The sequence below is a fragment of the Amycolatopsis halotolerans genome (assembly GCF_042647905.1).
Classification (GTDB): domain Bacteria; phylum Actinomycetota; class Actinomycetes; order Mycobacteriales; family Pseudonocardiaceae; genus Amycolatopsis; species Amycolatopsis halotolerans.
This window is the reverse complement of sequence record NZ_JBHRWI010000042.1, coordinates 137968-158665: the sequence shown is the minus strand read 5'-3', so window position 1 is coordinate 158665 and position 20698 is coordinate 137968. Positions and strand designations below refer to the sequence as shown.

Sequence of the window (20698 nt, the reverse complement as noted above, 5' to 3'; positions counted from 1 at the left end):
GACCGCGTCAACGACCAACGCGGTTTCTGTCCGGAAGGGCGATTGTTGTCAGCCCTTCCGGAGCAATGCGGGAAGGGACTAGAACGCCATCGCCTGCGCGCGCCGCTTGACCTCGGTCCCGTGGCTCGTGCGCAGCGCGTTGATCGGCGTGCTGCCCGGGAGCGTGTCGTCGGCAGTGAAGAGCCAGCGGAGCATCTCGGTACGGCTGAAGCCGGAGTCGGCGAGCACGGTGATCGTGCCGCCCAGCCCCTTGACGATGCCGTCCTTCACGAAGAAGGCGGCGGGCACGCAGAGTTCGCCCTTGCGCCGGACAGCGATCAGCTCGCCGTCCCGCAGCATCTGGCGAACCTTGTTGGCCGACACCCCCAATGCGGCCGCCACCTCCGGCAACGGCTTGACCGCGACCTCGGTGTCGAGGATGTCGTCGGCGACAGGAATCCCACTCACAGGTGACACTGTGCCACATTCCCCCGTCCGGCCCACTGCTACGCACGGGTGACCCGCCCCGCCGCGCGCGCCCTTCCGTACGATTGCCCACCGTGACGCGCACCCAGCCCAGCCTCGTCGGCACCCTGCTCGAACGCCGGTACCGCGTTGACCAGCTGCTGGCCAGGGGCGGGATGTCGGCCGTCTACCGGGGCCTCGACACCCGCCTCGACCGGGCGGTGGCGATCAAGATCATGGACCCGCGCTTCGCCGACGACCGGTCGTTCGTCGACCGGTTCGTGCGCGAAGCGCGTTCGGCCGCCCAGCTGCACCACCCGAACGTGGTCGCCGTGCACGACCAGGGCTTCGACACCCCGGCGGGCCAGGACACCGGTCTCGCGTTCCTGGTGATGGAGCTGGTCAACGGCGGCACGCTGCGCGACCTGCTGGACGAGCAGGGCCAGCTGGACGTCTCGCTCGCGCTGAGCGTCGCGGAGCCGGTGCTGGCCGCGCTGGCCGCCGCGCACGCCGCCGGGCTGGTCCACCGCGACGTCAAGCCCGAGAACGTGCTCATCGGCCGCAGCGGGCAGCTCGCGGGCGGCGTGGTCAAGGTCGGCGACTTCGGCCTGGTCCGCGCGGTGGCCAGCGCGGGCACCACGAGCTCGAGCGTCATCCTCGGCACCGTGGGCTACCTGGCCCCCGAACAGGTCGCCACCGGCGACACCACGGCCCGCAGCGACGTCTATTCGGCGGGCATCCTGCTGTACGAAATGCTCACCGGCCGGCTGCCCTACACCGGCGACACGGCGATCTCGGTCGCCTACCGGCACGTGAACGACGACGTGCCCCGCCCGAGCGAACTGCGCCCGGACCTGCCGCCGGTGCTCGACGACCTGATCCTGCGCGCCACCCGCCGCGACCCGGAGCAGCGCCCGGCCGACGCCGGCGAGTTCCTGGCGCAGCTGCAGGCCGCGCGCGCCGAGCTGGGGCTGCAGCCGGTCGCGGTGCCGGTGCCCCCGCCGCCGGACGGCGACCGGGTGTCGGACGTCGAACGCACGCTCCCGAACATCCCGGCGGTCCAGCAGAACGTTCCGCTGGGCCAGCAGACCATGCCGGTCTCCGGGCCGCGCGGCACGCGCGCCATGACCCGCGCCGTGCCCGCCGCGCCTCCCCCGGCGGGGCCGCCGCACGCCGGGCCGCCGGCTCCCGCTCCCGCTGAGCCGCGGAAACCGCGCGACAAGCGCAAGCTGATCGCGCTGGCGATCGCCGGGGTGCTGGTGCTCGGCGGGCTGATCGGCGCGTTCGCGTTCATCCTCAGCGATTCCAAGGTCACGACCACGACGGTGCCGAAGCTCGCCGGGCTGACCCAGGCCGAGGCGGGCGACCAGCTGCGCGCGGCGAAGCTGAACCCGCGCTACAGCCAGGAGTTCGACAACACCGTCGACGCCAACAAGGTGATCAAGGTGGACCCGGCCCCGGGCACCACGCTCGACCAGGACGCCACCGTGTCCGTGGTGGTGTCGAAGGGCAAGCCGAAGGTGCCGAACATCCAGGTCGGCACCGCGCTCGACACCGCCACGAAGGCGATCCAGGAGCAGAAGCTCACCGTCGTCCAGGGCACGCCGGAGTACAGCGACACCGCGCCGCAGGGCACCGTCGTGAGCGTGAGCCCGGCGGCGGGCACGCCGGTGGACATCGGCGGCCAGGTGACGCTGGTGCTGTCCAAGGGCCCGGAGCCGCTTCCGCCGGTCCCGGACGTCACCGGGCGGTCCAAGGCCGAGGCGTTCCAGATCCTCCAGCAGGCCGGATTCCAGCCGCAGGACGGCGGCGAGGAGTTCTCGCAGACCGTGCCCGCGGGCGCGGTCACGCGCACCGACCCGGGCGCGGGCTCGGCGGGGACCAAGAAGGTCAAGGTCTACGTTTCGAACGCGGTGCAGGTCCCGGACGTCCGGTACCGCACGTTCGACCAGGCCGCGGACATGCTCAAGCAGGCCGGGCTCGACGTCGACCGCAAGGGCGGCGACGGCAACGGCCACGGGCACGGCGGCGGCTTCGACTTCGTCCTGCAGCAGGACCCGGCCCCCGGCTCGTTCGTGCCCAAGGGCACCAAGGTCAAGATCCGGGGGTTCGGCGGATGATCGGCAGCCGCGGTCGGGTGACCGGCACCGTCGGGCCGGGGCTGATCGGCGAGGTGCTGCTCAGCGTCCGCGGCGGCACCGAGGCCTTTTACGCCTACCCGGCCGAGCCGGACACCACGTTCGCCGTCGGAACACCCGTTCTGGTGGTCGATTTCGAGCCTCCGCGCACGGTCTACGTGGAAAGGTGGCAACCGTTGCGCGCTTGACCGCGTCGCAGTGCTGACGGCGCCTGAGCGCCGTGCCAGCTGAATACGGAAAGTGCGGCGAGGGCTATGGAAATCTGGGTCATCGTGGTGATCGCGGTCGTGGCCGTGATCCTGCTGTTCGGGCTCCTGCGGATCCTGTACAAGGTGGCGGAGCCGAACGAGGCGCTCATCATCTCCGGCTGGGGCGTCCGGGTCGAGCGCACCGAAACGGCCGACAGCCTCGGGTTCAAGATCATCACCGGCCGCGGCGTGAACGTGCTGCCGGGCTTCCAGACCGCGCGCAGGCTGTCGCTGGACACCCGGGGGGTGAACCTGCAGGTCTCGTGCGTGACGAAACAGGGTCTTCCGGTGACCGTGCGCGCGGTCGTGATCTACAAGGTCGGCGACGATTTCGCCTCGATCGCGAACGCCGCCCGCCGGTTCCTCGACCAGCAGAAGGGCATGAACGACACCATCCACGAGCTGTTCTCCGGGCATCTGCGCTCGATCGTGGGCGGGCTGACCATCGAGGAGATGATCCACAACCGCGACGCGCTGACCGGCGAGGTCCGCCAGTCGTCGGCGACCGAGATGATCAAGCTCGGGCTGATCGTGGACTCGCTGCAGATCCAGGAGATCGACGACGAGTCCGGCTACATCGTCAACCTCGGCAAACCGCACGCGGCCGCGATCGCCGCCGCCGCGCGGATCGCCGAGGCGCAGCGCGACCAGGAGGCCACCGAGGCCGAGCAGGTCTCCGCCGCGCGCAAGGCGGGCGCGATCCGGGAAAGCCAGATCCAGCAGGCCGGGTACCAGGCCGAGGTGGACCAGGCCAAGGCGAAGGCGAGCCAGTCCGGTCCGCTGGCCGAGGCGACGGCGCGCCAGGAGGTCGTGGTCCAGGAGACCAAGGCGGCCGAACTGGAAGCGGCGCTGTCCGAGCAGCGGCTGCAGTCGCAGGTGCGGAAACCGGCCGACGCGAAGGCGTACGAAACGCGCACCACGGCCGACGCGGAACGCGACGCGCAAATCGCCCGCGCGCAAGCACAGGCGAAGGAAACCGAACTGCGAGCGGGCGCGGACGCGACCCGGGTCAAGACCGCGGCGGACGCCGAAGCGCAGGCGACGAAGGCCCGGGCGGAAGCCAGCGCGAGCGCGACGAAGGCCACTGGCGAGGCCGAAGCCGCGGCGGCCAAGGCGAAGGGCCTCGCGGACGCGGACGCGGCGAAAGCCAAGGGTCTGGCCGAAGCCGAAGCGGCGAAAGCGAAGGGGCTCGCCGAGGCCGAGGCGATCAAGGCGCGAGCGGCCGCACTGGCGGAGAACCAGGAGGCTGTGGTAGCACAACAGCTGGCCGAGCGCTGGCCGGAGATCGTCGAAGCCGGCGCGCAGGCCTTCAGCAATGTCGACCACATGGTGGTCCTGAACGGCGCGGACGGGATGTCGGACATGTTCACCAAGGCGCTCTCCCTCGGCGGCACGGGCCTCGGCCTCGCCCGCCAGCTGATGGACGCCATGGGCCCCAAGCAGTCCGGTTCCGACGGCAGCGTCGCCCCCCGCGAGGACTGATGAGCTTCTTCACGGACGGTCCTCGCGAGCGACCCCTGTTCCCGGTCCGGGAGCAGGAGCTGTTCGGCTACGAGGGCCGTCCGTGGACGGGCCCGCCCGCCGACCACATCGTGCCCGCGCTGGTGCCGTGGGCGACGCCGCTGGGCCGGTCCGAGCGCACCATCGTGGCGCTGCGCGCGGTCGAGGTGTGGCCGGAGGCGATGACGCTGCGGATCGCGGTGTACTCGCGCGACCGCATGGACGGCGCGCCGCTGATCGGCCACCGGCGCATCCCGGACTACAACTCGCTGCTGGTCGGCGTGCTGTTCCCGGACGGCGGCCGGGCCAGCTCCGAAACCGTTTCGGTGCCGAGCGCGGGCGAACCGCACGAACCGGTGCTGCGCGTCGAGGACGGCGGCGGGTCGGAGTTCCACTACGAGCAGCCGGTCTTCGTGTGGCCGCTGCCCAGCGCCGGCCCGGTGAAGCTGATCGTGCAGTGGCTCGACCGCGAGATCCCGGAAACGCACACCAAACTCGACGGCGGGCGGCTGCGCGCGGCGGCGCACGAGGCCAGCGAACTGTGGCCAGGGCTGCCGAAACGGCCGGGCAACGGCGTCGCGATGCGCCAGATCGCCGCCGAGGTCAACGACTCCGCCGGCCCCGGACTGCCGCAACGGCAGCCGCGCCGTGCCCCGGGCGAGTGAAATCCGCGGGAATTAGCGTCCCCGAAACATAACGGCCGTCCGCCGGTCATACCCGAGTAGTGTCGTGACATTCGCCCTCGACATTCGCACTCGACGCCGGACGTTGGAAGGTGGACCATGGCGCCTGCCCCGCTCAGCTCGCTCGATGTCGCTTTTCTTTGCCTCTCCAGGGAAACCGCGCCAATGCAGATGGGCGTGGCCCTGGTGTTCGCACCGGAGGAGCCGATCGATCCGGACCGGCTGGCCGCGCTGCTCGCCCGCCGGGCGGCGCATATCCCGCCGCTGCGCCGGAAAATCCGCGCCGGGCTCTTCCCGCCCGGCTCCGCGACCTGGGTGGACGACCCGGATTTCCGGGCAGTGAAACACATTCACCACCACCGGCTGACCACGCTGTACGACCCGGACCCGCTCCCGGAGTTCGCGGCGAGGTGGATCGCCGAACCGCTCGACCCGCACCGTCCGTTGTGGGAACTCACTGTGGTGACAGGTTTTCCGGACGGAACCTTCGCGATCTTGCTAAAACTCCACCACGCGCTCACCGACGGCGCGGGCGCGTACGCCGTCACGGTAGGACTCCTGGACGGATTGCCGATCCCGGAGCCCGAACCGGCGATTCCGCAGCCGCGCACGCCGATGGAGGCGGTGCGGGATACGTTGGAGACAGCGGGAATCGCGTCGTCGGTGGTCCGGGCGGCCCGTCCGCCGTGCCTGCCGCTGGCCGCACCCGCCACCGCCGAACGCCGCCTCGGTTTCGCCCGGCTGGCCTCGGCCGATCTTCGCCGGATCCGGCGAACGCACGGCGGGACCACGAATGACGTCGTGCTCGCGGTGTTGTCCGGTGCTTTGCGCGAATGGCTTATCAATCGCGGCATTCGCGCGGCGGGACGTTCCGTGCGCGCGCTGATTCCCGTGAGCGTGCGCGGGAGAGCGGCCGAGCAAGTGGGCGGGAACAAGCTTTCCGGCTATTTGTGCGATTTGCCGATCGGAATGGACGATCCGGTGCGTCGGCTGGCCGAAGTGCGCGCCGCGATGACGCGCAACAAAGCCGCCGGGCCTTCGCGGGGTGCCGGGGCTTTCCCGCTGCTGGCCGATCGGGTGCCCGCCGCGCTGCATTGGCTGGGCACGCGAACCGCCGGGCTGGCCGCGCCACTGCTGTTCGACCTGGTGGTGACGACCGTCCCGGTGCCGCCTGCCCGGCACGCGCTGGCCGGAGCGCCGCTGACGCAGGTGTACCCGTTCGTGCCGCTGGCCCCGCACCAGGCGGTGGGCATCGCGGTGGCGCCGTATCTCGACAGTGTCCACATCGGACTGCAGGCGAACGCGGACGCGGTGGCGGATCTCGGATCGCTGCGCGACGCGGTGGCCAAATCGGCGGCGGAGTTGCTGGCCGCGTCGTGAGCGGTGCGCTGCGGCTTCGGGTTGTGCGCGGTCTTGCGCCCCAATGGGGTTTTTTCATCCTGTTGGTGCTGGTCGGGTGGGGTTGACGGTGGCGGGGGTGGTTGCGCGGCAACGGATTCGCGGGCTGCCTGCCGGTGGCCGGGAACGTGGCGGAGCCCCCGGATGTTGATCAAGTCGTGACTCAAGAAAAAACGTCCGGGGGCTCCGCTCCCACTGTCTCACAGCAGGTCCCGGCCTCGTATCGCAGTGCGTTGCCGGTGTCGCCGCCCACGATCGCGATGCTGGCCGGGTTGATCTCCCGCCGTCGCCGGGCGATCGGGTCCCGCTGGCGCAAGGCGTCCCCGGCCGAGCAGGCGGTGCTGGTGCTGGCGATGCTGCGCCACGACCAGCGGCTGCTGGACCTGTCCCGCGCCAACGCGGTGTCGGCCGCCACGATCCGCCGCTGGCTGCTGGAAGCCGTCGACCTGCTCGCCGCCCGGGCCCCGCGGCTGGACCGGGTGCTGCGGCGGCTGGCCGCCCGCGGCGCGGTGGTGGTGCTGGCCGACGGCACCCTCATCCGCACCCGCCGCCGCACCGGCAAAGACAACCGCCGTCACTACAGCGGCAAGCACAAACACCACGGCCTCAACGTCCAAGGCCTCACCGACGAGGACGGACGGCTGGTCTGGGTCTCGGCCGTGCTGCCGGGCAAGACCGCCGACATCACCGCCGCCCGCCGCCACCGGCTGCGCGACCGCCTCCACGCCCACGGCCTGACCCCGGCCGCGGACAAGGGCTACCAGGGCTGGCACAAAGACATCCGCGACACCCGCGACTGCCCGGACTGCGGCGGTCCGTGCGCGCAGACCGTGCTCACCCCCTACAAAGCCGAAACGAACCGGCCGCTCACCGACGCCCAGAAAACCGCCAACTCCGCGTTCAACGCGATGCGCTGCGCGGTCGAGGGCGGCTTCGCCGCCCTCAAAACCTGGCGCATCCTCGACAAACTCCGCATGGCGCCACGCCACGCCACCACCCTCGTCCGCGCCCTGCTCGTCCTCACCCAGCACGAACAACACGCCCGCGACACCGCCCACACCACCCCAGCCTGACGAATTACCACACCCCGTCAACCCACCAAGACCAGCACAAACCAAGATGAAAAACCCCCAATGTGGCATTGGGTGCGCTCAACGCACCGAACGCCACATTGGGTGCATCTCACGCACCGAACGCCACATTGGGGTTTCTCGGCAGTGCCGGGTGCGGCGGGTCCGTTGCCGCGGTGCTGGCCAGAGGATGCGGAGCACTCGCTGGCCGATGGGCCGCGCGCCGTTCCCGCGAACGGTACGTGAGGGGAACCCTGAGGGAATCTGATTCCCTCAGGGTTCCCCTCACGTACCTCGGCATCGCGTGCCGGGTCCGGTGTCCGCTCCAACCGGGATCAGCACTCCCGAGCGGAGGTCAGCCGCGCAGCATCTCCGCGACCAGGAAGGCCAGCTCCAGCGACTGCTGGGTGTTGAGCCGGGGGTCGCAGGCGGTCTCGTAGCGGCCGGAGAGGTCGACGTCGGAGATTTCCTGTGCCCCGCCGAGGCATTCGGTGACGTCCTCGCCGGTCAGCTCGACGTGGATGCCACCAGGGTAGGTGCCGAGCTTGTGGTGCACCTCGAAGAAGCCCTGGACCTCGTCGACGATGCGGTCGAAGTGCCGGGTCTTGTAGCCGGTGGACGACTCGTGCGTGTTCCCGTGCATCGGGTCGCACTGCCAGATGACCTTGTGCCCGGACGATTCGACCTTCTCCACGATCGCGGGCAGCACCTCGCGGACCTTGCCGTTGCCCATCCGGGAGATCAGCGTGAGCCGGCCCGGTTCGTTGCGCGGGTCGAGCCGCTCGACGTACTCCAGCGCCTGCTCGGGCGTGGTCGTCGGGCCGATCTTGAGCCCGATCGGGTTCGACAGCAGCTCGGCGAACGCGATGTGCGCGCCGTCGAGCTGCCGGGTGCGCTCGCCGATCCACAGGAAGTGCGAGGACAGGTTGTAGAGCTTCGGGTTCGCCGCGTCAGCCTGGTCAAGGCGCAGCATCGCGCGCTCGTAGTCGAGCAGGAGCGCTTCGTGGCTGGCGAAGATCTCGGTGTACTGCAGCGAGGTGTCAGTGACGCCGCAGGCGTTCATGAACCGCAGGCCGCGGTCGATCTCGGCGGCGAGCGCCTCGTACCGCTCCCCCGCGGGCGACGAGGACACGAAGTCCTTGTTCCAGTCGTGCACCTGGTGCAGGTCGGCCATGCCGGCCCCGGTGAGCGCGCGGACGAGGTTCATCGCGGCGCCGGCGTTCGCGTAGGCGCGGATCATCCGGCCCGGGTCCGGCACCCGCAGCTCCGGCTTGGCGACGAGCGAGTTGATGATGTCGCCCCGGTAGACGGGCAGCCCGAGCGCGTCGGTGCCGGACGAGCGCGGCTTCGCGTACTGGCCCGCGATCCGCCCGACCTTCACCACCGGCAGGCTGGCCCCGTAGGTGAGCACGACGGCCATCTGCAGCAGCGTGCGCAGATTGGCCCGGATGTGCGGTTCGGTGTTGGACTCGAACGTCTCCGCGCAGTCGCCGCCCTGCAGCAGGAAGGCCTCCCCGCGAGCCACCATGGCGAGCCGGCTCTTCAACCGGTCGATCTCGGCGGGCACAGTGATCGGCGGCACGCTCTCCAGCACGCCGCGCACCCGCTTGGCCAGCGCGACGTCGGGCCACTCCGGCTGCTGCGCGGCAGGCAGCGACAAGGCGGTGTCGAGGCGGTCCCGCAGCTCAGGAGGCAGGGGCGGCAGCTCGGGGAGAGTGTCTACGGGAACGTCGACTGTCCAGTTCACGCGTCTCAGGATAGGGTCTGCCGCCTTTGCCCGGGGCGGTGGGCGTCGAGGGTCACGCGTCCGGGTCGTTCGGGTGATAAAGGGAGCCGAAGCGGTCGGCTAAGTTGAGGAGGTCGGAGAGTTCGTCTGCGTCAAGGGCCGGGACGATGGCGGACCAGTGGTGTATGGCTGCGGCTTCGGCGAGGATGCGCTTGCGCTGCTTCGGGTCGGCGTGCGCGGCCAAGTCGACCAGCAGCTTGGACCGAGACCATGAACTGCCGATCTGAGCAGCCTTCGACAGCGCCCGCTCAAGGTCGCAGCGGGCGACGCCACGGACGAAAGCACTCAGCAGAGTCGCTCCAAACTTCTGCTTTTCCACGGCCCGTTCCACTATCGACTCAGCCTCGTCTGCCCAACCGGCTTCTGCCAGCCCAGCGACGAGGACGGACATCGCGGTCGGCGAGCCACCCTCACCGAGGTCGCACAGTTCGAGTGCGATACCCGATTCTCCCCTCGCAGCCAGTTCGGCCACGCTGTCTTCCGGATAGTCGAGCATCTGCGGGCTGACTTGCCGGAATCGATCGATCACGTCAGTGATCTCCTGGGGCCTGCCTACCGCACACATCATCGTCAAACAGTGCCGCCAGTTCATACGCTCGTTCTCATCGAGCAGCTCGATCAGGCGATGCACGTGCGCAGCAAGTCGCGCGAGCGCAGCCGCATCTCCTGCACGCCGCAGCCTGCGGGCCAGCGACACCATCGGCTTACGCACCTGGTAGCAACTCTGGAGCCGGGTGATCACCTTCTCCGCGATCGAAGGGTCTCCCTCGGCCGCGAGTAACTCGACGAACTCGGCCATCTTGTTCCACATGAACTGATCGGCGGGAATCAACGCGGCAAGGTTCTCGGCTCTCCTGATGTCACGGGAATCAGCAGCCGCGCGAGCAAGCGCCGTGACCGCGTTCACGACGTAGTCGCCGAGGACGGGCCGACGAGCCTCCCTCTCCGCCTTGGCAGCGAAGTCCCGCGCGCTGACGCGATCCCCAGCTCGCAGCAGTCCGTCAGTAATGGCCATCAGGAAGGCAGCGATCTCGCTGTCAGAATCCACGGCCGGCTGGCGAGAACGGAAACTGGTTGCCAGCTCGGCCGCGCGAGCTGACTCGCCGCGCTCGGCGAGCGCAGCGAGATACCAGGAGGCTGCGAGCCGGTATCGACTGGATTCGGCGATCGAATCGAGCACCGCCGGGATCCCGGACAGCTGCCCTGTCTTCGCGAGAGCATCGACCAGCACCGCAGATCGGTCGTCCTCGGTCACGTCGAACCGTGACGCCGCAGCTGCCTCATGCAGGTCGTCGGCAGCCATCAGATCGACAAAGAGCCCTAATCGATCGTGTTTATTCAAGTCATGCTGGGCGAGCATCATACGAGCCCTGGCTGCCTCGCCTCTTTCGCACAAGGAGTAGGCCACCGCAATCGATTCCCTGCCGAGGCTCCGGCCTGGATGAGCGTCCGCTGTTTGAACGAACTTCTCGGCCAGCTCCGGGTGCGCGTTCATAACCAGCTCGCCCAACCGGTCGAATGCCTTGGACTGCACGGCGCCCGACGAGATCTCCGCTGTCCGGCGGACGGCCCGGGCAAAATCAGGATCGGCGCGGGCAATCGCGAGGTGCGCCTCGATTTGCTTGCGGTGGTCCTCGCGGAGGTCACCGTCCATGAGCGCGATCGCCTCGGTACGACGACCGGTCTCGATCAAGACGAGCGAAATCTCTGCGCGCAGATCACCACGAAGGGATTGGTCGTCCACATTGTCCGACAGCTGCTGAGCAATGTTCAGCTGCCCAGCACGTACCAGCGCACCGGCGAGCATGATGAATGCGATCCGCTGACTGCCGGGGTCGGTCATGGCCTCTGCCAGTGCCAGGGCATGGCCCGCCTCGCCGAGCTCGGCCCAGACAGCAGGAAGCCTTGCCGGTATCCGCCTGTTGCGATCACGGACGTTCTCCCGGTAGGTCTCCAGCGTGATAACCCGGACCAGATCCGGTTCCGCCGCGCCCAGTGCAGCAGCACTCGCATCGTCCAGTTCCGCCAGTGCCGCCGCGTCACTGCCGGACACGTCCAACAGCCGCTGATGTCGATGGGGGTCGGCGGCCAGGTCGGCCAGTGCCGCGACGTCGGCTGCCTCCTGCACCAACCAGAAGTAGCCGCGCAGCAGGAACTGCGGGGTGTCCGACGGCCAACCCGCATCACGATAGCCGCGCGCCCAGGTGACCAATGCGGACCGATACCGATCGAGTGCCGCGACGCCCAGTGCATCTTCCGCCGCGCGCTGGAGGCTTTCGTGGCCCAGCAGGTAGATCTCGGGTGCGTCACCGGAACGCCAGTGCGCCGGGCGGCGCGAGAACGACCGGCTCGCGACGCTGTTGAGGATCCGCTCGACGTCGCGGGGCCGCTGCCCGGTCAGCTCAGCCAGGTCCGGGGCGGTGAGGCCGCCGCGGGCGGCTACGAGCAGGCCGAGCAGATCCGGTTCGCTGGAAAGGAGGGCGTCCAGTTCGCGTTCCATGTCACCACGAGCGAAGCGGGCAGCAGGAGAAGGGGACAGCAGCCGTTCGATTCCCGGGGCGCGCAGCGGATGGTCCGATCGGACGTCGGCGGGCACGTCGGGGTTGAGGCGGCTTGCGACGATCACCCGCAGCCCGTCGGACGGGTACGGCAACAAAGCCGCGATGCTGTGCCCGCCCGCGCTGCGGTCCTCGTCCAGGCCGTCGACTACGAGCACCAGTCGTTCGCTGCGGGTGCGGCAGCGTGCGGCGGCATCGGCGAACACCGCGGGGAGGTTCCGCGCTTTCGGGTCCTTCGCCGTGCCGAGGATTTCGGCCAACTGCTCCTGCACGACGTCGACGAATGCCTCTCGCGTGTCGTCTCCGGCCGAGCGGGCGGTGACGAAGAACGAGACGATTCGCACCCCGCCAGGCGGGGCCAGCACGAATGACGCCATCAGAGCGGATTTACCCGTCCAGGGTTCGGCGCGGAACCAAACGTAATCCAGCCCGTCCGCGGCGGTGCAGAAGCGTGCCAGTTCGGCCAGTTCTTCCGAGCGACCGATGAGTTCGCGCGGCGCACTCGTCCGCACCCATTCCAGATACCGCGACCGGGCGGGCGGAGTGCCGGCGTACGCGACCGAATCCGCGTGGCCCACCTGCACGACCTTGCCTGTCACCGGACCCAGGACCTGGTTCGTGATCCGCACGTCGTCGTCCATCTGGAGTCCCCCTCCGACGGTTCAGCTTCCCACGAACCGTGTCGGCTCGGTCACATCGGATGGATGTTGACACCGGTGTCAACGCCTAGCGTCGGTCTCGAACCGACCGTAATAGAGGAGTACGCGATGAGCACAGCCTTGGGATATCGGGCATTCGGTACGGCCGAGGTCCAGGAGTTCTTCGACCGGCCGGATCCGATGCCCGGTCCCGCTGAGGTTCTGGTCCGGGTCGCGGCCGCGGGGGTGAATCCGCTCGATCATCTGCTGCGGTCGGGAAACGTCCCCGACCTCAATGGGGACCTGCCGTTTCCGCAGGTCATCGGGATGGAAGCCGCAGGGACGGTGCTCAAAACGGGGAAAGACGTGACGGGGCTCGAGGTCGGCGACCGGGTCACGGGGTTCGCGTTGACCGGGGCGGGAACGTACGCGGAAACGACGCTGCTGCTCGGCGAGTCCACCGCCCGTATCCCCGACTCGCTGCCGTGGACTTGGGCGGCGACCATCCCCGTCGCGGGCACAACCGCACTCGACGTGCTTGACCAACTCGACCTGCCGGAGGGCGCGTCGTTGCTCATTAACGGGATCGGCGGCGGAGTCGGCATCGCATTGGCGCAGCTCGCAAAGAATCGGGGCCTAGCGGTGACGGGCACGGGCAGCACGGCCAAGCGAGAGCTCGCGACAAAGTACGGCGCGGTGTTCGTCGACTACACCGCGGGCAGCGTCGTGGGCCAGTTCGACGCTGTGGTCGACACGGTCGGCGGGGAATCCCTGCGCGCCGTCGCGCCGTTGGGAAAGAAGCTCATCGCAGTCGGAGACCCGTCAGTGACCGAACTCGGCGGAGAGTTCGTCCGTCGTCGTCTCGATCGGGCAGGCCTGGAAAGGGTCGCTGAGCTGATGGCCGAAGGGCGGCTCGATCCGCACATCACCGGGACTTATCCGCTCACGCGGGCGCAGGAAGCGTTGGCGCTGGTCGAATCCCGGCACGCGTCGGGCAAGCTAGTCATCAGCATCTAGCACGAGACGCCTTCGCCCTGCCGGTATCGGGTGTTCGCCTCGATCAGCACATCCAGGGCATCCCGGGCCTCGACGCGGCGGGCGATGTCGGCGGTCAGCCGGTCCCGCTCCCCCACCATGGTGGTGAAAGCGTCTTCGATGACGGCCGCGTCGTCGCTGTGCACGCAGGGCAGCAGCCGGGCGATCACCTTGCTGTTCAAGCCCGCGTCGAACAATCGGCGGATGAGTTCGATCCGCTCGACTTCAGTCGCCAGGTAGTGCCGCTGGCCGCCTGCGGACCGCGTGCTCCGCACCAGGCCCTGCTGCTCGTAGTACCGCAGCGAGCGGGCGCTGACTCCGGTCCGCTGGGCTAGTTCGCCGATCCGCACAGAACCCAGCTTAAAGAAACGGGCCCCGGCGCGCCGTTGCGCCGGGGCCCGAGCCATGGACCGATCACACCACCGCGAGCGGCAATGCGGTCGGGTGCACGGGGGCGGGCAGGTCGGAAGCTCCCGTCAGGAAGGTGTCCACCGCGGCGGCCACGGAGCGGCCTTCAGCGATGGCCCACACGACCAGCGACGCGCCGCGGTGGGCGTCGCCGCAGACGAAGACTCCGGGGGTTTCCGTCTGCCAGTCCGAACCGCACGACAGGGTGCCGCGGCGGGTCAGCGTGAGGTCGAGGCCTTCCAGCAGCGGCATTTCCTCGACGCCTTCGAAGCCGATCGCCAGCAGGACCAGGTCCGCGGGCAGCGTTTCGACCTCTTCGTTCACCGGGACCACCTCGCGGCGGCCGGTTTCCGGGTCCTTCTGCACGCGGACTTCCTGCAGTTCCACGGCTTTCACGCGGCCGTTGCCGTCGTCGACGAACCGCTTCACCGCCACGGCGAACTTCCGTTCGCCCGCTTCCTCGTGCGCCGGGTACGTGCGCAGGATGTACGGCCAGGTCGGCCACGGGGACCGTTCGTCGTCGCGGGTTTGCGGCGGCGTCGGGTACTGGTCGAGCTGGGTGACCGACAGCGCGCCTTGCCGGGTGGCGGTGCCGTAGGAGTCCGCGCCGGTGTCGCCGCCGCCGATGATCACGACGTGCTTGCCGTCCGCGTCGACCGGGGACGGGCCGTCGCCTTCCACGGACTTGTTGGCCGGCACCAGGTGTTCCATCGCCAGGTGGATCCCGTGCAGCGATCGGCCCGGCGTGGTGCGGTCGTCACGGCCGCGCAGGGCGCCGACGGCGAGCACGACCGCGTCGTACTGCGCGCGCAGGTCTTCCACCGACAGGTCGACGCCGACCTCGCAGCCGGTGACGAACTTCGTGCCTTCCTTGCGCAGCTGCGCGAGGCGCCGGTCGAGGACCTTCTTCTCCATTTTGAACTCGGGAATGCCGTACCGCAGCAGGCCGCCGAGCCGGTCGTCCCGTTCGAACACGGTGACCTCGTGGCCCGCGCGGGTCAGCTGCTGTGCCGCGGCGAGCCCGGCCGGACCCGAGCCGACGACGGCCACCTTGCGGCCCGAGGACACCTCGGCCACCTGCGGCTGCACGTATCCGGCTTCCCACGACTGCGCCGCGATCGTCTCTTCGACGCGCTTGATCGCGACCGGTCCGCCGGACAGCGGCGAGATCGACAGCACGCAGCCCGCCTCGCACGGCGCGGGGCACAATTTCCCGGTGAATTCCGGGAAATTGTTGGTGGCGTGCAAGCGATCGCTGGCCGCCGCCCAGTCGCCGCGGCGGACGAGGTCGTTCCATTCCGGAATCAAATTGCCCAGCGGACAACCGGAACCGCCGGAGTGGCAGAACGGGATGCCGCAGTCCATGCACCGCGAAGCCTCCGTGCGCACCTGCTCGTTGCGCTCGTCCGGCGAGACGTCCGCGTAGACCTCGCCCCACGAGGAAAGCCTTTCCTCGTAAGACTTTTTCTTCGGTTCTTGCCGTTCGTGCTTCAGAAAACCGGTGGGGTCAGCCACGAGCCGCCTCCATGATCGCTTCGTCGACATCGCGGCCGGCAGCCCGCGCTGCCTTCGCCGCATCGAGGACCCGCTGGTAGTCGCGCGGCATCACCTTGGTGAACGCCGCCGCGCGCCGGGTCCAGTCGCCCAGGAGCGACGCGGCCACGGCCGAGCGGGTGAGGTCGTGGTGCTGCTGCACGATCTGCTTGAGCCAGGCCAGATCCTCCGGGGCCGGCGGAAGCAGGTCCACCATGTCCTGGTTGACCTTCGCCCGGTCCAGATCGAGCACGTACGCGCTGCCGCCGGACATCCCGGCCGCCAGGTTCCGCCCGGTCGGGCCGAGGACCACCGCGCGGCCGCCGGTCATGTACTCGAACGCGTGGTCTCCCACGCCCTCGGCCACGACCGTCGCGCCGGAGTTGCGGACGCAGAACCGTTCGCCGACCTGCCCGCGCAGGAACAGTTCGCCGGACGTCGCGCCGTAGGCCAGCGTGTTGCCCGCGATCGTCTGCTGTTCGGCGGCGAAGCTCGCCCCCGGATGCGGGCGGACCACGATCCGGCCGCCGGACAGGCCCTTGCCGACGTAGTCGTTGGCGTCGCCGACCATCTCCAGCGTGATGCCGCGCGGCAGGAACGCGCCGAGCGACTGCCCGGCCGAACCGGTGAGCAGCACGTGGATGGTGCCGTCCGGCAGGCCTTCGCCGCCGTAGCGGCGCGTGATTTCCGAGCCCAGCAGCGTGCCGACCGTGCGGTTCACGTTGCGCACCGGCAGTTCGAGGCGCACCGGGTGCGCGTCTTCCAGCGCCGCCTCGGCGAGCTGGATGAGCGTGCGGTCGAGCGCGTGCGCCAGGCCGTGGTCCTGCTCGCGCATGCGCCGCTTCGCACCGCCGTACGGCGTTTCCGCGGGCATGTCGAAGACCGGGCCGAGGTCGAGCCCGGAGGCCTTCCAGTGCTGCACGGCCTCGTCGGTGTCGAGCATCTCCGCGTGGCCGATCGCCTCGTCGAGAGTCCGGAATCCCAGCTGTGCCAGGGTTTCCCGCACTTCTTCGGCGACGAACTCGAAGTAGCGCACCACGTGGTCGGCTTGCCCGGTGTAGCGCTTGCGCAGCTCCGGGCTCTGCGTGGCAACGCCGACCGGACAGGTGTCGAGGTGACAGACGCGCATCATGATGCAGCCCGCGACCACCAGCGGCGCCGTCGCGAAACCGTACTCCTCGGCACCGAGGAGCGCCGCGATCACGACGTCGCGGCCGGTCTTCATCGCACCGTCCACCTGCACCGTGATGCGGTCGCGCAAACCGTTGAGCAGCAACGTCTGCTGCGTTTCGGCGAGCCCGATCTCCCACGGCGTCCCGGCGTGTTTGAGCGAGTTCATCGGCGAGGCGCCGGTGCCGCCGTCGTGCCCGGAAATCAGCACGACGTCCGCGTGCGCCTTGGACACGCCCGCCGCGACCGTGCCGACGCCCAGCGAGGACACCAGCTTCACGTGGACGCGGGCCTTCTCGTTGGCGTTCTTGAGGTCGTGGATCAGCTGCGCCAAGTCCTCAATGGAGTAAATGTCGTGGTGCGGCGGCGGGGAAATCAGCCCCACGCCCGGCGTCGAATGCCGCGTGCGCGCGATCCACGGGTACACCTTGTTCGGCGGCAGCTGCCCGCCTTCGCCCGGCTTCGCGCCCTGCGCCATCTTGATCTGGATGTCGTCCGCGTTCACCAGATACTCGCTGGTGACACCGAAACGGCCCGACGCGACCTGCTTGATCGCGCTGCGCCGCTGCGGGTCGTACAGCCGCTCCGGGTCTTCGCCGCCCTCGCCGGTGTTGGACCGGCCGCCGATGCGGTTCATCGCGATAGCGAGAGTTTCGTGCGCCTCGGCCGAAATCGAGCCGTACGACATCGCCCCGGTGTTGAACCGGCGCAGGATCGCCGACGCGGGCTCGACCTCGTCCAGCGGGATCGGCTCGCGCGCGCCGTCGCGGAACTTGAACAGCCCGCGCAGCGTGCCGCCCTCGCGGTAAAGCCGGTGCACCTCTTCGGTGTACTCGCGGTACACCTCGTCGCGGCCGGTCTTCGACGCGTGCTGCAGCAGGAACACCGTCTCCGGCGTGAACAGGTGCAGCTCGCCCTCGCGGCGGTACGCGTACTCGCCGCCGGTTTCGAGTCCACGGTGGACCCGGTCGGTCGGGTTGTCCGGGTACGCCCGGCGATGCCGCACCGCGACCTCTTCGGCGAGCACCTCCATCCCGACGCCGCCGAGCTTCGACGACGTCCCGGTGAAGTACTCGTCGAGCAGTTCCTGGCTCAGGCCAAGGGATTCGAACACCTGCGCCGCGGTGTACGCGCCGACTGTGGAAATGCCCATTTTGGACATGATCTTCAGGACGCCCTTGACGAGCGCCTGCACGTAGCTGCGGATCGCCTTCGCCGGTTCGATGCCGGTGATCGCGCCCTGGCTGATCATGTCTTCGATGGTTTCGAAGGCCAGGTACGGGTTCACCGCCGCCGCGCCGTAGCCCAGCAGCAGCGCGATGTGGTGCACCTCGCGGGCGTCGCCGGTCTCCACGACCAGCGCGACGCGCAGCCGTTCCTTGGTGCGCACCAAGTGGTGGTGGACCGCGGAAACCAGCAGCAGCGACGGGATCGGCGCCATCCGGTGGTCGGAATCGCGGTCGGACAGCACGAGCGTGCGCGCGCCCGCCGCGATCGCCTCGGACGCGTCGCGCCGCACCCGCTCGATCGCCGCCGCCAGCGCGGCCGCCCCGCCGTCCACTTCGTACAGTCCGGAAAGGACACTGCAGGCGAAACCGGGCAGATCGCCGTCGTCGTTGATGTGGATGAGCTTGGCCAGCTCGTCATTGTCGATCACCGGGTACGGCAGGTTCAGGTGCCGGCACGACGCGGGCCCCGGAGCGAGCAGATTGCGCTCCGGCCCCATGATCCGGCTCATCGACGTGACGAGCTCCTCGCGGATCGCGTCCAGCGGCGGGTTGGTCACCTGCGCGAAGTTCTGCTTGAAATAGTCGTAGAGCAGCCGGGACCGCTTGGACAGCACGGCGACCGGGGTGTCCGACCCCATCGACCCGATCGGCTCGGCCCCGTTGGCGGCCATCGGCGCGAGCAGGATCTTCAGTTCTTCTTCGGTGTAGCCGAAAGCGAGCTGGCGGCGCAGCACCGAATCGTGGCTCTGCACCACGTGGTCGCGGTCGGGCAGCTCGGCGATCTTGAGCAGCCCGGCGTGCAGCCAGTCGCTGTACTGCTGCTTGCGCGCCAGCGCGGACTTGACCTCTTCGTCGTCCACGATCCGGCCCGCCGCGGTGTCCACGAGGAACATCCGGCCGGGCTGCAGCCGGCCCTTCGCGACGACGTTTTCCGGTGCCACGTCAAGGACTCCGGCCTCGCTGGCCAGCACGACGCGGCCGTCGGCGGTGTGCCACCAGCGCGCCGGGCGCAGTCCGTTGCGGTCGAGCACCGCGCCGACGAGCGTGCCGTCGGTGAAGGTGACGCACGCCGGGCCGTCCCACGGTTCCATCAGACTGGCGTGGAACTGGTAGAAGGCCCGCCGTTCCGGATCCATCGAGGTGTGGTTCTCCCACGCCTCCGGGATCATCATCAGCACCGCGTGCGGCAGCGAACGGCCCGCGAGGTGGAGCAGCTCCAGCACCTCGTCGAAGGACGCCGAGTCCGACGCGTCGGCCGAGCAGATCGGGTACAGCCGCGAGAGATCGCCGGGAAGCAGGTCCGAGTCGAGCAGTGCTTCGCGGGCGCGCATGCGGTTGCGGTTGCCGCGGATCGTGTTGATCTCGCCGTTGTGCGCCACGAACCGGAACGGGTGCGCGAGCGGCCACGACGGGAAAGTGTTGGTGGAGAACCGGGAGTGCACGAGCGCGATCGCGCTGGCGAGCCGGGAATCGCGCAGATCGGGGAAGAACCGCGGCAGCTGCTCGGGCGTGAGCATGCCTTTGTAGACGATCGTGCGCGCGGACAGCGACGGGAAGTACGTGCCGCAGCCGGAAGCGAGGCTTTCGTGCTCGACGCGCTTGCGCAGGCAGAAGGCCAGCCGGTCCAGCTCCAGGCCGGTTTCGCCGTGCGGCGACGACACGAACAGCATCGCGAAGTGCGGCATCACCGAACGCGCGGTGGGGCCGATCTCCGCGCCGTCGGTGTCCACCGGGACCTCGCGCCAGCCAAGGACGCTGAGCCCCTCTTCGGCCGCGATCCGTTCGGTGAGCCCGATCGCCTTGCGGCGCTGCTCGTCCTCGGCGGGAAGGAACGCGATCCCGGCGGCGTATCCGCCGCTGGCGGGCAACGGGAATCCCGCCTCGGCGCGCAGCAGTTCGTCGGGCAGCTGCAGCAGGATCCCGGCGCCGTCGCCGCTCGTCGGCTCGGCTCCCGCGGCTCCGCGGTGGTCGAGATTCGTGAGCGCGGCGAGACCGTCGGTGACGATCCCGTGCGTACGGCGGCCCTGGACGTCGGCGACCATGGCGACGCCGCAGGAATCCTGCTCGGTGTCCGGGTCGTACAGACCCTGCTTGCCGGGGATGGCGGAGAAGATCATGGAAAAGGGACCTCCTTCGTCGTTTCGTGCGGTGGCCGGCGAACCGGCCGCGGGGAGCGCACGGGACGACGATGGCCCGCTTGTTAGCGCGACTTTAACACCTGGGAAACACCCCAGCAGCGCCTCGGAGCTCCCCGAACGGGGAAGAACGGTAACGATCCGGCTGCGCGGAACGACATAGTTCCGGATGGGTTCTGAGATGCTTCGGTCCGCGAAGCATAAGCCCCGAAGCGGCCCCGCGCACCTGTCACGTGACGAAGTCGATCCGCCCGCTTCGTCCCCTTCGTCCGATCCTCCCAGGTAATCGCACAAATTTCCGGGAACCGCCCACGCCCGGTGATCGTCGGTTGCCATAGTGTTCGGCAACCGAATAGCTCACGGGGAGGGCGGTTTCTTTCATGTCCGGCATAGAAGTCGACGTCGAGACGATGAACCAGTACGCCGAGGTGCTCGACAGCCTCCACGAGAAGATCAGCAAGATCAACGACTACATGCGCTCCACCGCGTGCGACACGTCCGGTTTCACCGGCCTGTTCGTGGTGCTGCAGCCGGTGGTGCAGCTGGTCGGGAACCTCTACGGCGGCACGCTCGATTTCGGCCACTCGCGGCTGACCTCGCTGTCCGACGGGGTCAAGCAGGCGGCGCAGGCCTACGCGCACCACGACGCGAATTCCGCGCAGCTGCTCCAGAAGTTCATCGACCAGTTCGACGGCATCGACTCCGGCCGCGGCGCGGCCTGATGC

General features: G+C 69.3%; 14 protein-coding genes. 8 read left to right on the top strand and 6 right to left on the bottom strand.

What is annotated here, in order from left to right; translation table 11 throughout:
* Nucleotides 1–78: 78 nt before the first annotated feature.
* Entirely contained in the window at nucleotides 79–447 is a 369-nt protein-coding gene (locus tag ACFORO_RS31280) for an Rv2175c family DNA-binding protein (RefSeq protein WP_344268071.1), read from the bottom strand.
* Between the two features lie 92 nt (nucleotides 448–539).
* Here ACFORO_RS31280 and pknB point away from each other — a divergent pair, with 92 nt between their 5' ends.
* The 6 genes from pknB to ACFORO_RS31250 all read left to right on the top strand — a co-directional run bounded on the left by pknB (nucleotide 540) and on the right by ACFORO_RS31250 (nucleotide 7484).
* On the top strand, nucleotides 540–2564 hold the full coding sequence (pknB, locus tag ACFORO_RS31275) for a Stk1 family PASTA domain-containing Ser/Thr kinase (RefSeq protein WP_377872735.1): 2025 nt from the start codon (nucleotides 540–542) through the stop codon (nucleotides 2562–2564).
* Nucleotides 2561–2770 (top strand): hypothetical protein, encoded by a 210-nt coding sequence (locus ACFORO_RS31270; protein WP_037809693.1) that lies wholly within the window; start codon nucleotides 2561–2563, stop codon nucleotides 2768–2770. The genes pknB and ACFORO_RS31270 overlap by 4 nt, the downstream gene beginning before the upstream one ends.
* Nucleotides 2771–2836: 66 nt before the next feature.
* Complete coding sequence (locus ACFORO_RS31265) at nucleotides 2837–4312, top strand: SPFH domain-containing protein (protein WP_354747990.1); 1476 nt, start codon at nucleotides 2837–2839, stop codon at nucleotides 4310–4312.
* Nucleotides 4312–4995 (top strand): hypothetical protein, encoded by a 684-nt coding sequence (locus tag ACFORO_RS31260; RefSeq protein ID WP_354747992.1) that lies wholly within the window; start codon nucleotides 4312–4314, stop codon nucleotides 4993–4995. The genes ACFORO_RS31265 and ACFORO_RS31260 overlap by 1 nt, the downstream gene beginning before the upstream one ends.
* Nucleotides 4996–5112: 117 nt before the next feature.
* Nucleotides 5113–6393, top strand: a complete 1281-nt coding sequence (locus tag ACFORO_RS31255; RefSeq protein WP_377872736.1) for a wax ester/triacylglycerol synthase domain-containing protein — start codon at nucleotides 5113–5115, stop codon at nucleotides 6391–6393.
* Between the two features lie 176 nt (nucleotides 6394–6569).
* Complete coding sequence (locus ACFORO_RS31250) at nucleotides 6570–7484, top strand: transposase family protein (RefSeq protein ID WP_377872737.1); 915 nt, start codon at nucleotides 6570–6572, stop codon at nucleotides 7482–7484.
* A gap of 352 nt (nucleotides 7485–7836) precedes the next feature.
* On the opposite strand, the gene ACFORO_RS31245 is transcribed toward ACFORO_RS31250, so the two are convergent.
* Both ACFORO_RS31245 and ACFORO_RS31240 read right to left on the bottom strand, forming a co-directional pair.
* Nucleotides 7837–9228: a class II 3-deoxy-7-phosphoheptulonate synthase gene (locus tag ACFORO_RS31245; RefSeq protein WP_354747996.1), complete on the bottom strand. Its 1392-nt coding sequence runs from the start codon at nucleotides 9226–9228 to the stop codon at nucleotides 7837–7839.
* A gap of 52 nt (nucleotides 9229–9280) precedes the next feature.
* Entirely contained in the window at nucleotides 9281–12466 is a 3186-nt protein-coding gene (locus ACFORO_RS31240) for an ATP-binding protein (protein WP_377872738.1), read from the bottom strand.
* Between the two features lie 126 nt (nucleotides 12467–12592).
* On the opposite strand from ACFORO_RS31240, the gene ACFORO_RS31235 reads away from it, so the two are divergent.
* Nucleotides 12593–13480, top strand: coding sequence for an NADP-dependent oxidoreductase (locus ACFORO_RS31235; RefSeq protein ID WP_377872739.1), 888 nt, complete (start codon nucleotides 12593–12595; stop codon nucleotides 13478–13480).
* Here the strand turns inward: ACFORO_RS31235 and ACFORO_RS31230 are convergent.
* The 3 genes from ACFORO_RS31230 to gltB all read right to left on the bottom strand — a co-directional run bounded on the left by ACFORO_RS31230 (nucleotide 13477) and on the right by gltB (nucleotide 19955).
* On the bottom strand, nucleotides 13477–13848 hold the full coding sequence (locus tag ACFORO_RS31230) for a MerR family transcriptional regulator (RefSeq protein WP_377872740.1): 372 nt from the start codon (nucleotides 13846–13848) through the stop codon (nucleotides 13477–13479). The two genes, ACFORO_RS31235 and ACFORO_RS31230, sit on opposite strands and share 4 nt — an antisense overlap.
* A 64-nt stretch (nucleotides 13849–13912) precedes the next feature.
* Nucleotides 13913–15421 (bottom strand): glutamate synthase subunit beta, encoded by a 1509-nt coding sequence (locus tag ACFORO_RS31225; protein WP_377872741.1) that lies wholly within the window; start codon nucleotides 15419–15421, stop codon nucleotides 13913–13915.
* A complete protein-coding gene (gltB, locus tag ACFORO_RS31220; protein WP_377872742.1) occupies nucleotides 15414–19955 on the bottom strand; it encodes a glutamate synthase large subunit in 4542 nt (1513 codons plus the stop codon). Before gltB ends, ACFORO_RS31225 begins: the two co-directional genes overlap by 8 nt.
* Before the next feature lie 398 nt (nucleotides 19956–20353).
* Between gltB and ACFORO_RS31215 the strand changes: the two genes are divergently transcribed.
* The gene (locus ACFORO_RS31215; RefSeq protein ID WP_344268093.1) at nucleotides 20354–20695 is read left to right on the top strand and encodes a hypothetical protein; all 342 of its coding nucleotides are present in this window, start codon (nucleotides 20354–20356) and stop codon (nucleotides 20693–20695) included.
* Nucleotides 20696–20698: the final 3 nt, after the last annotated feature.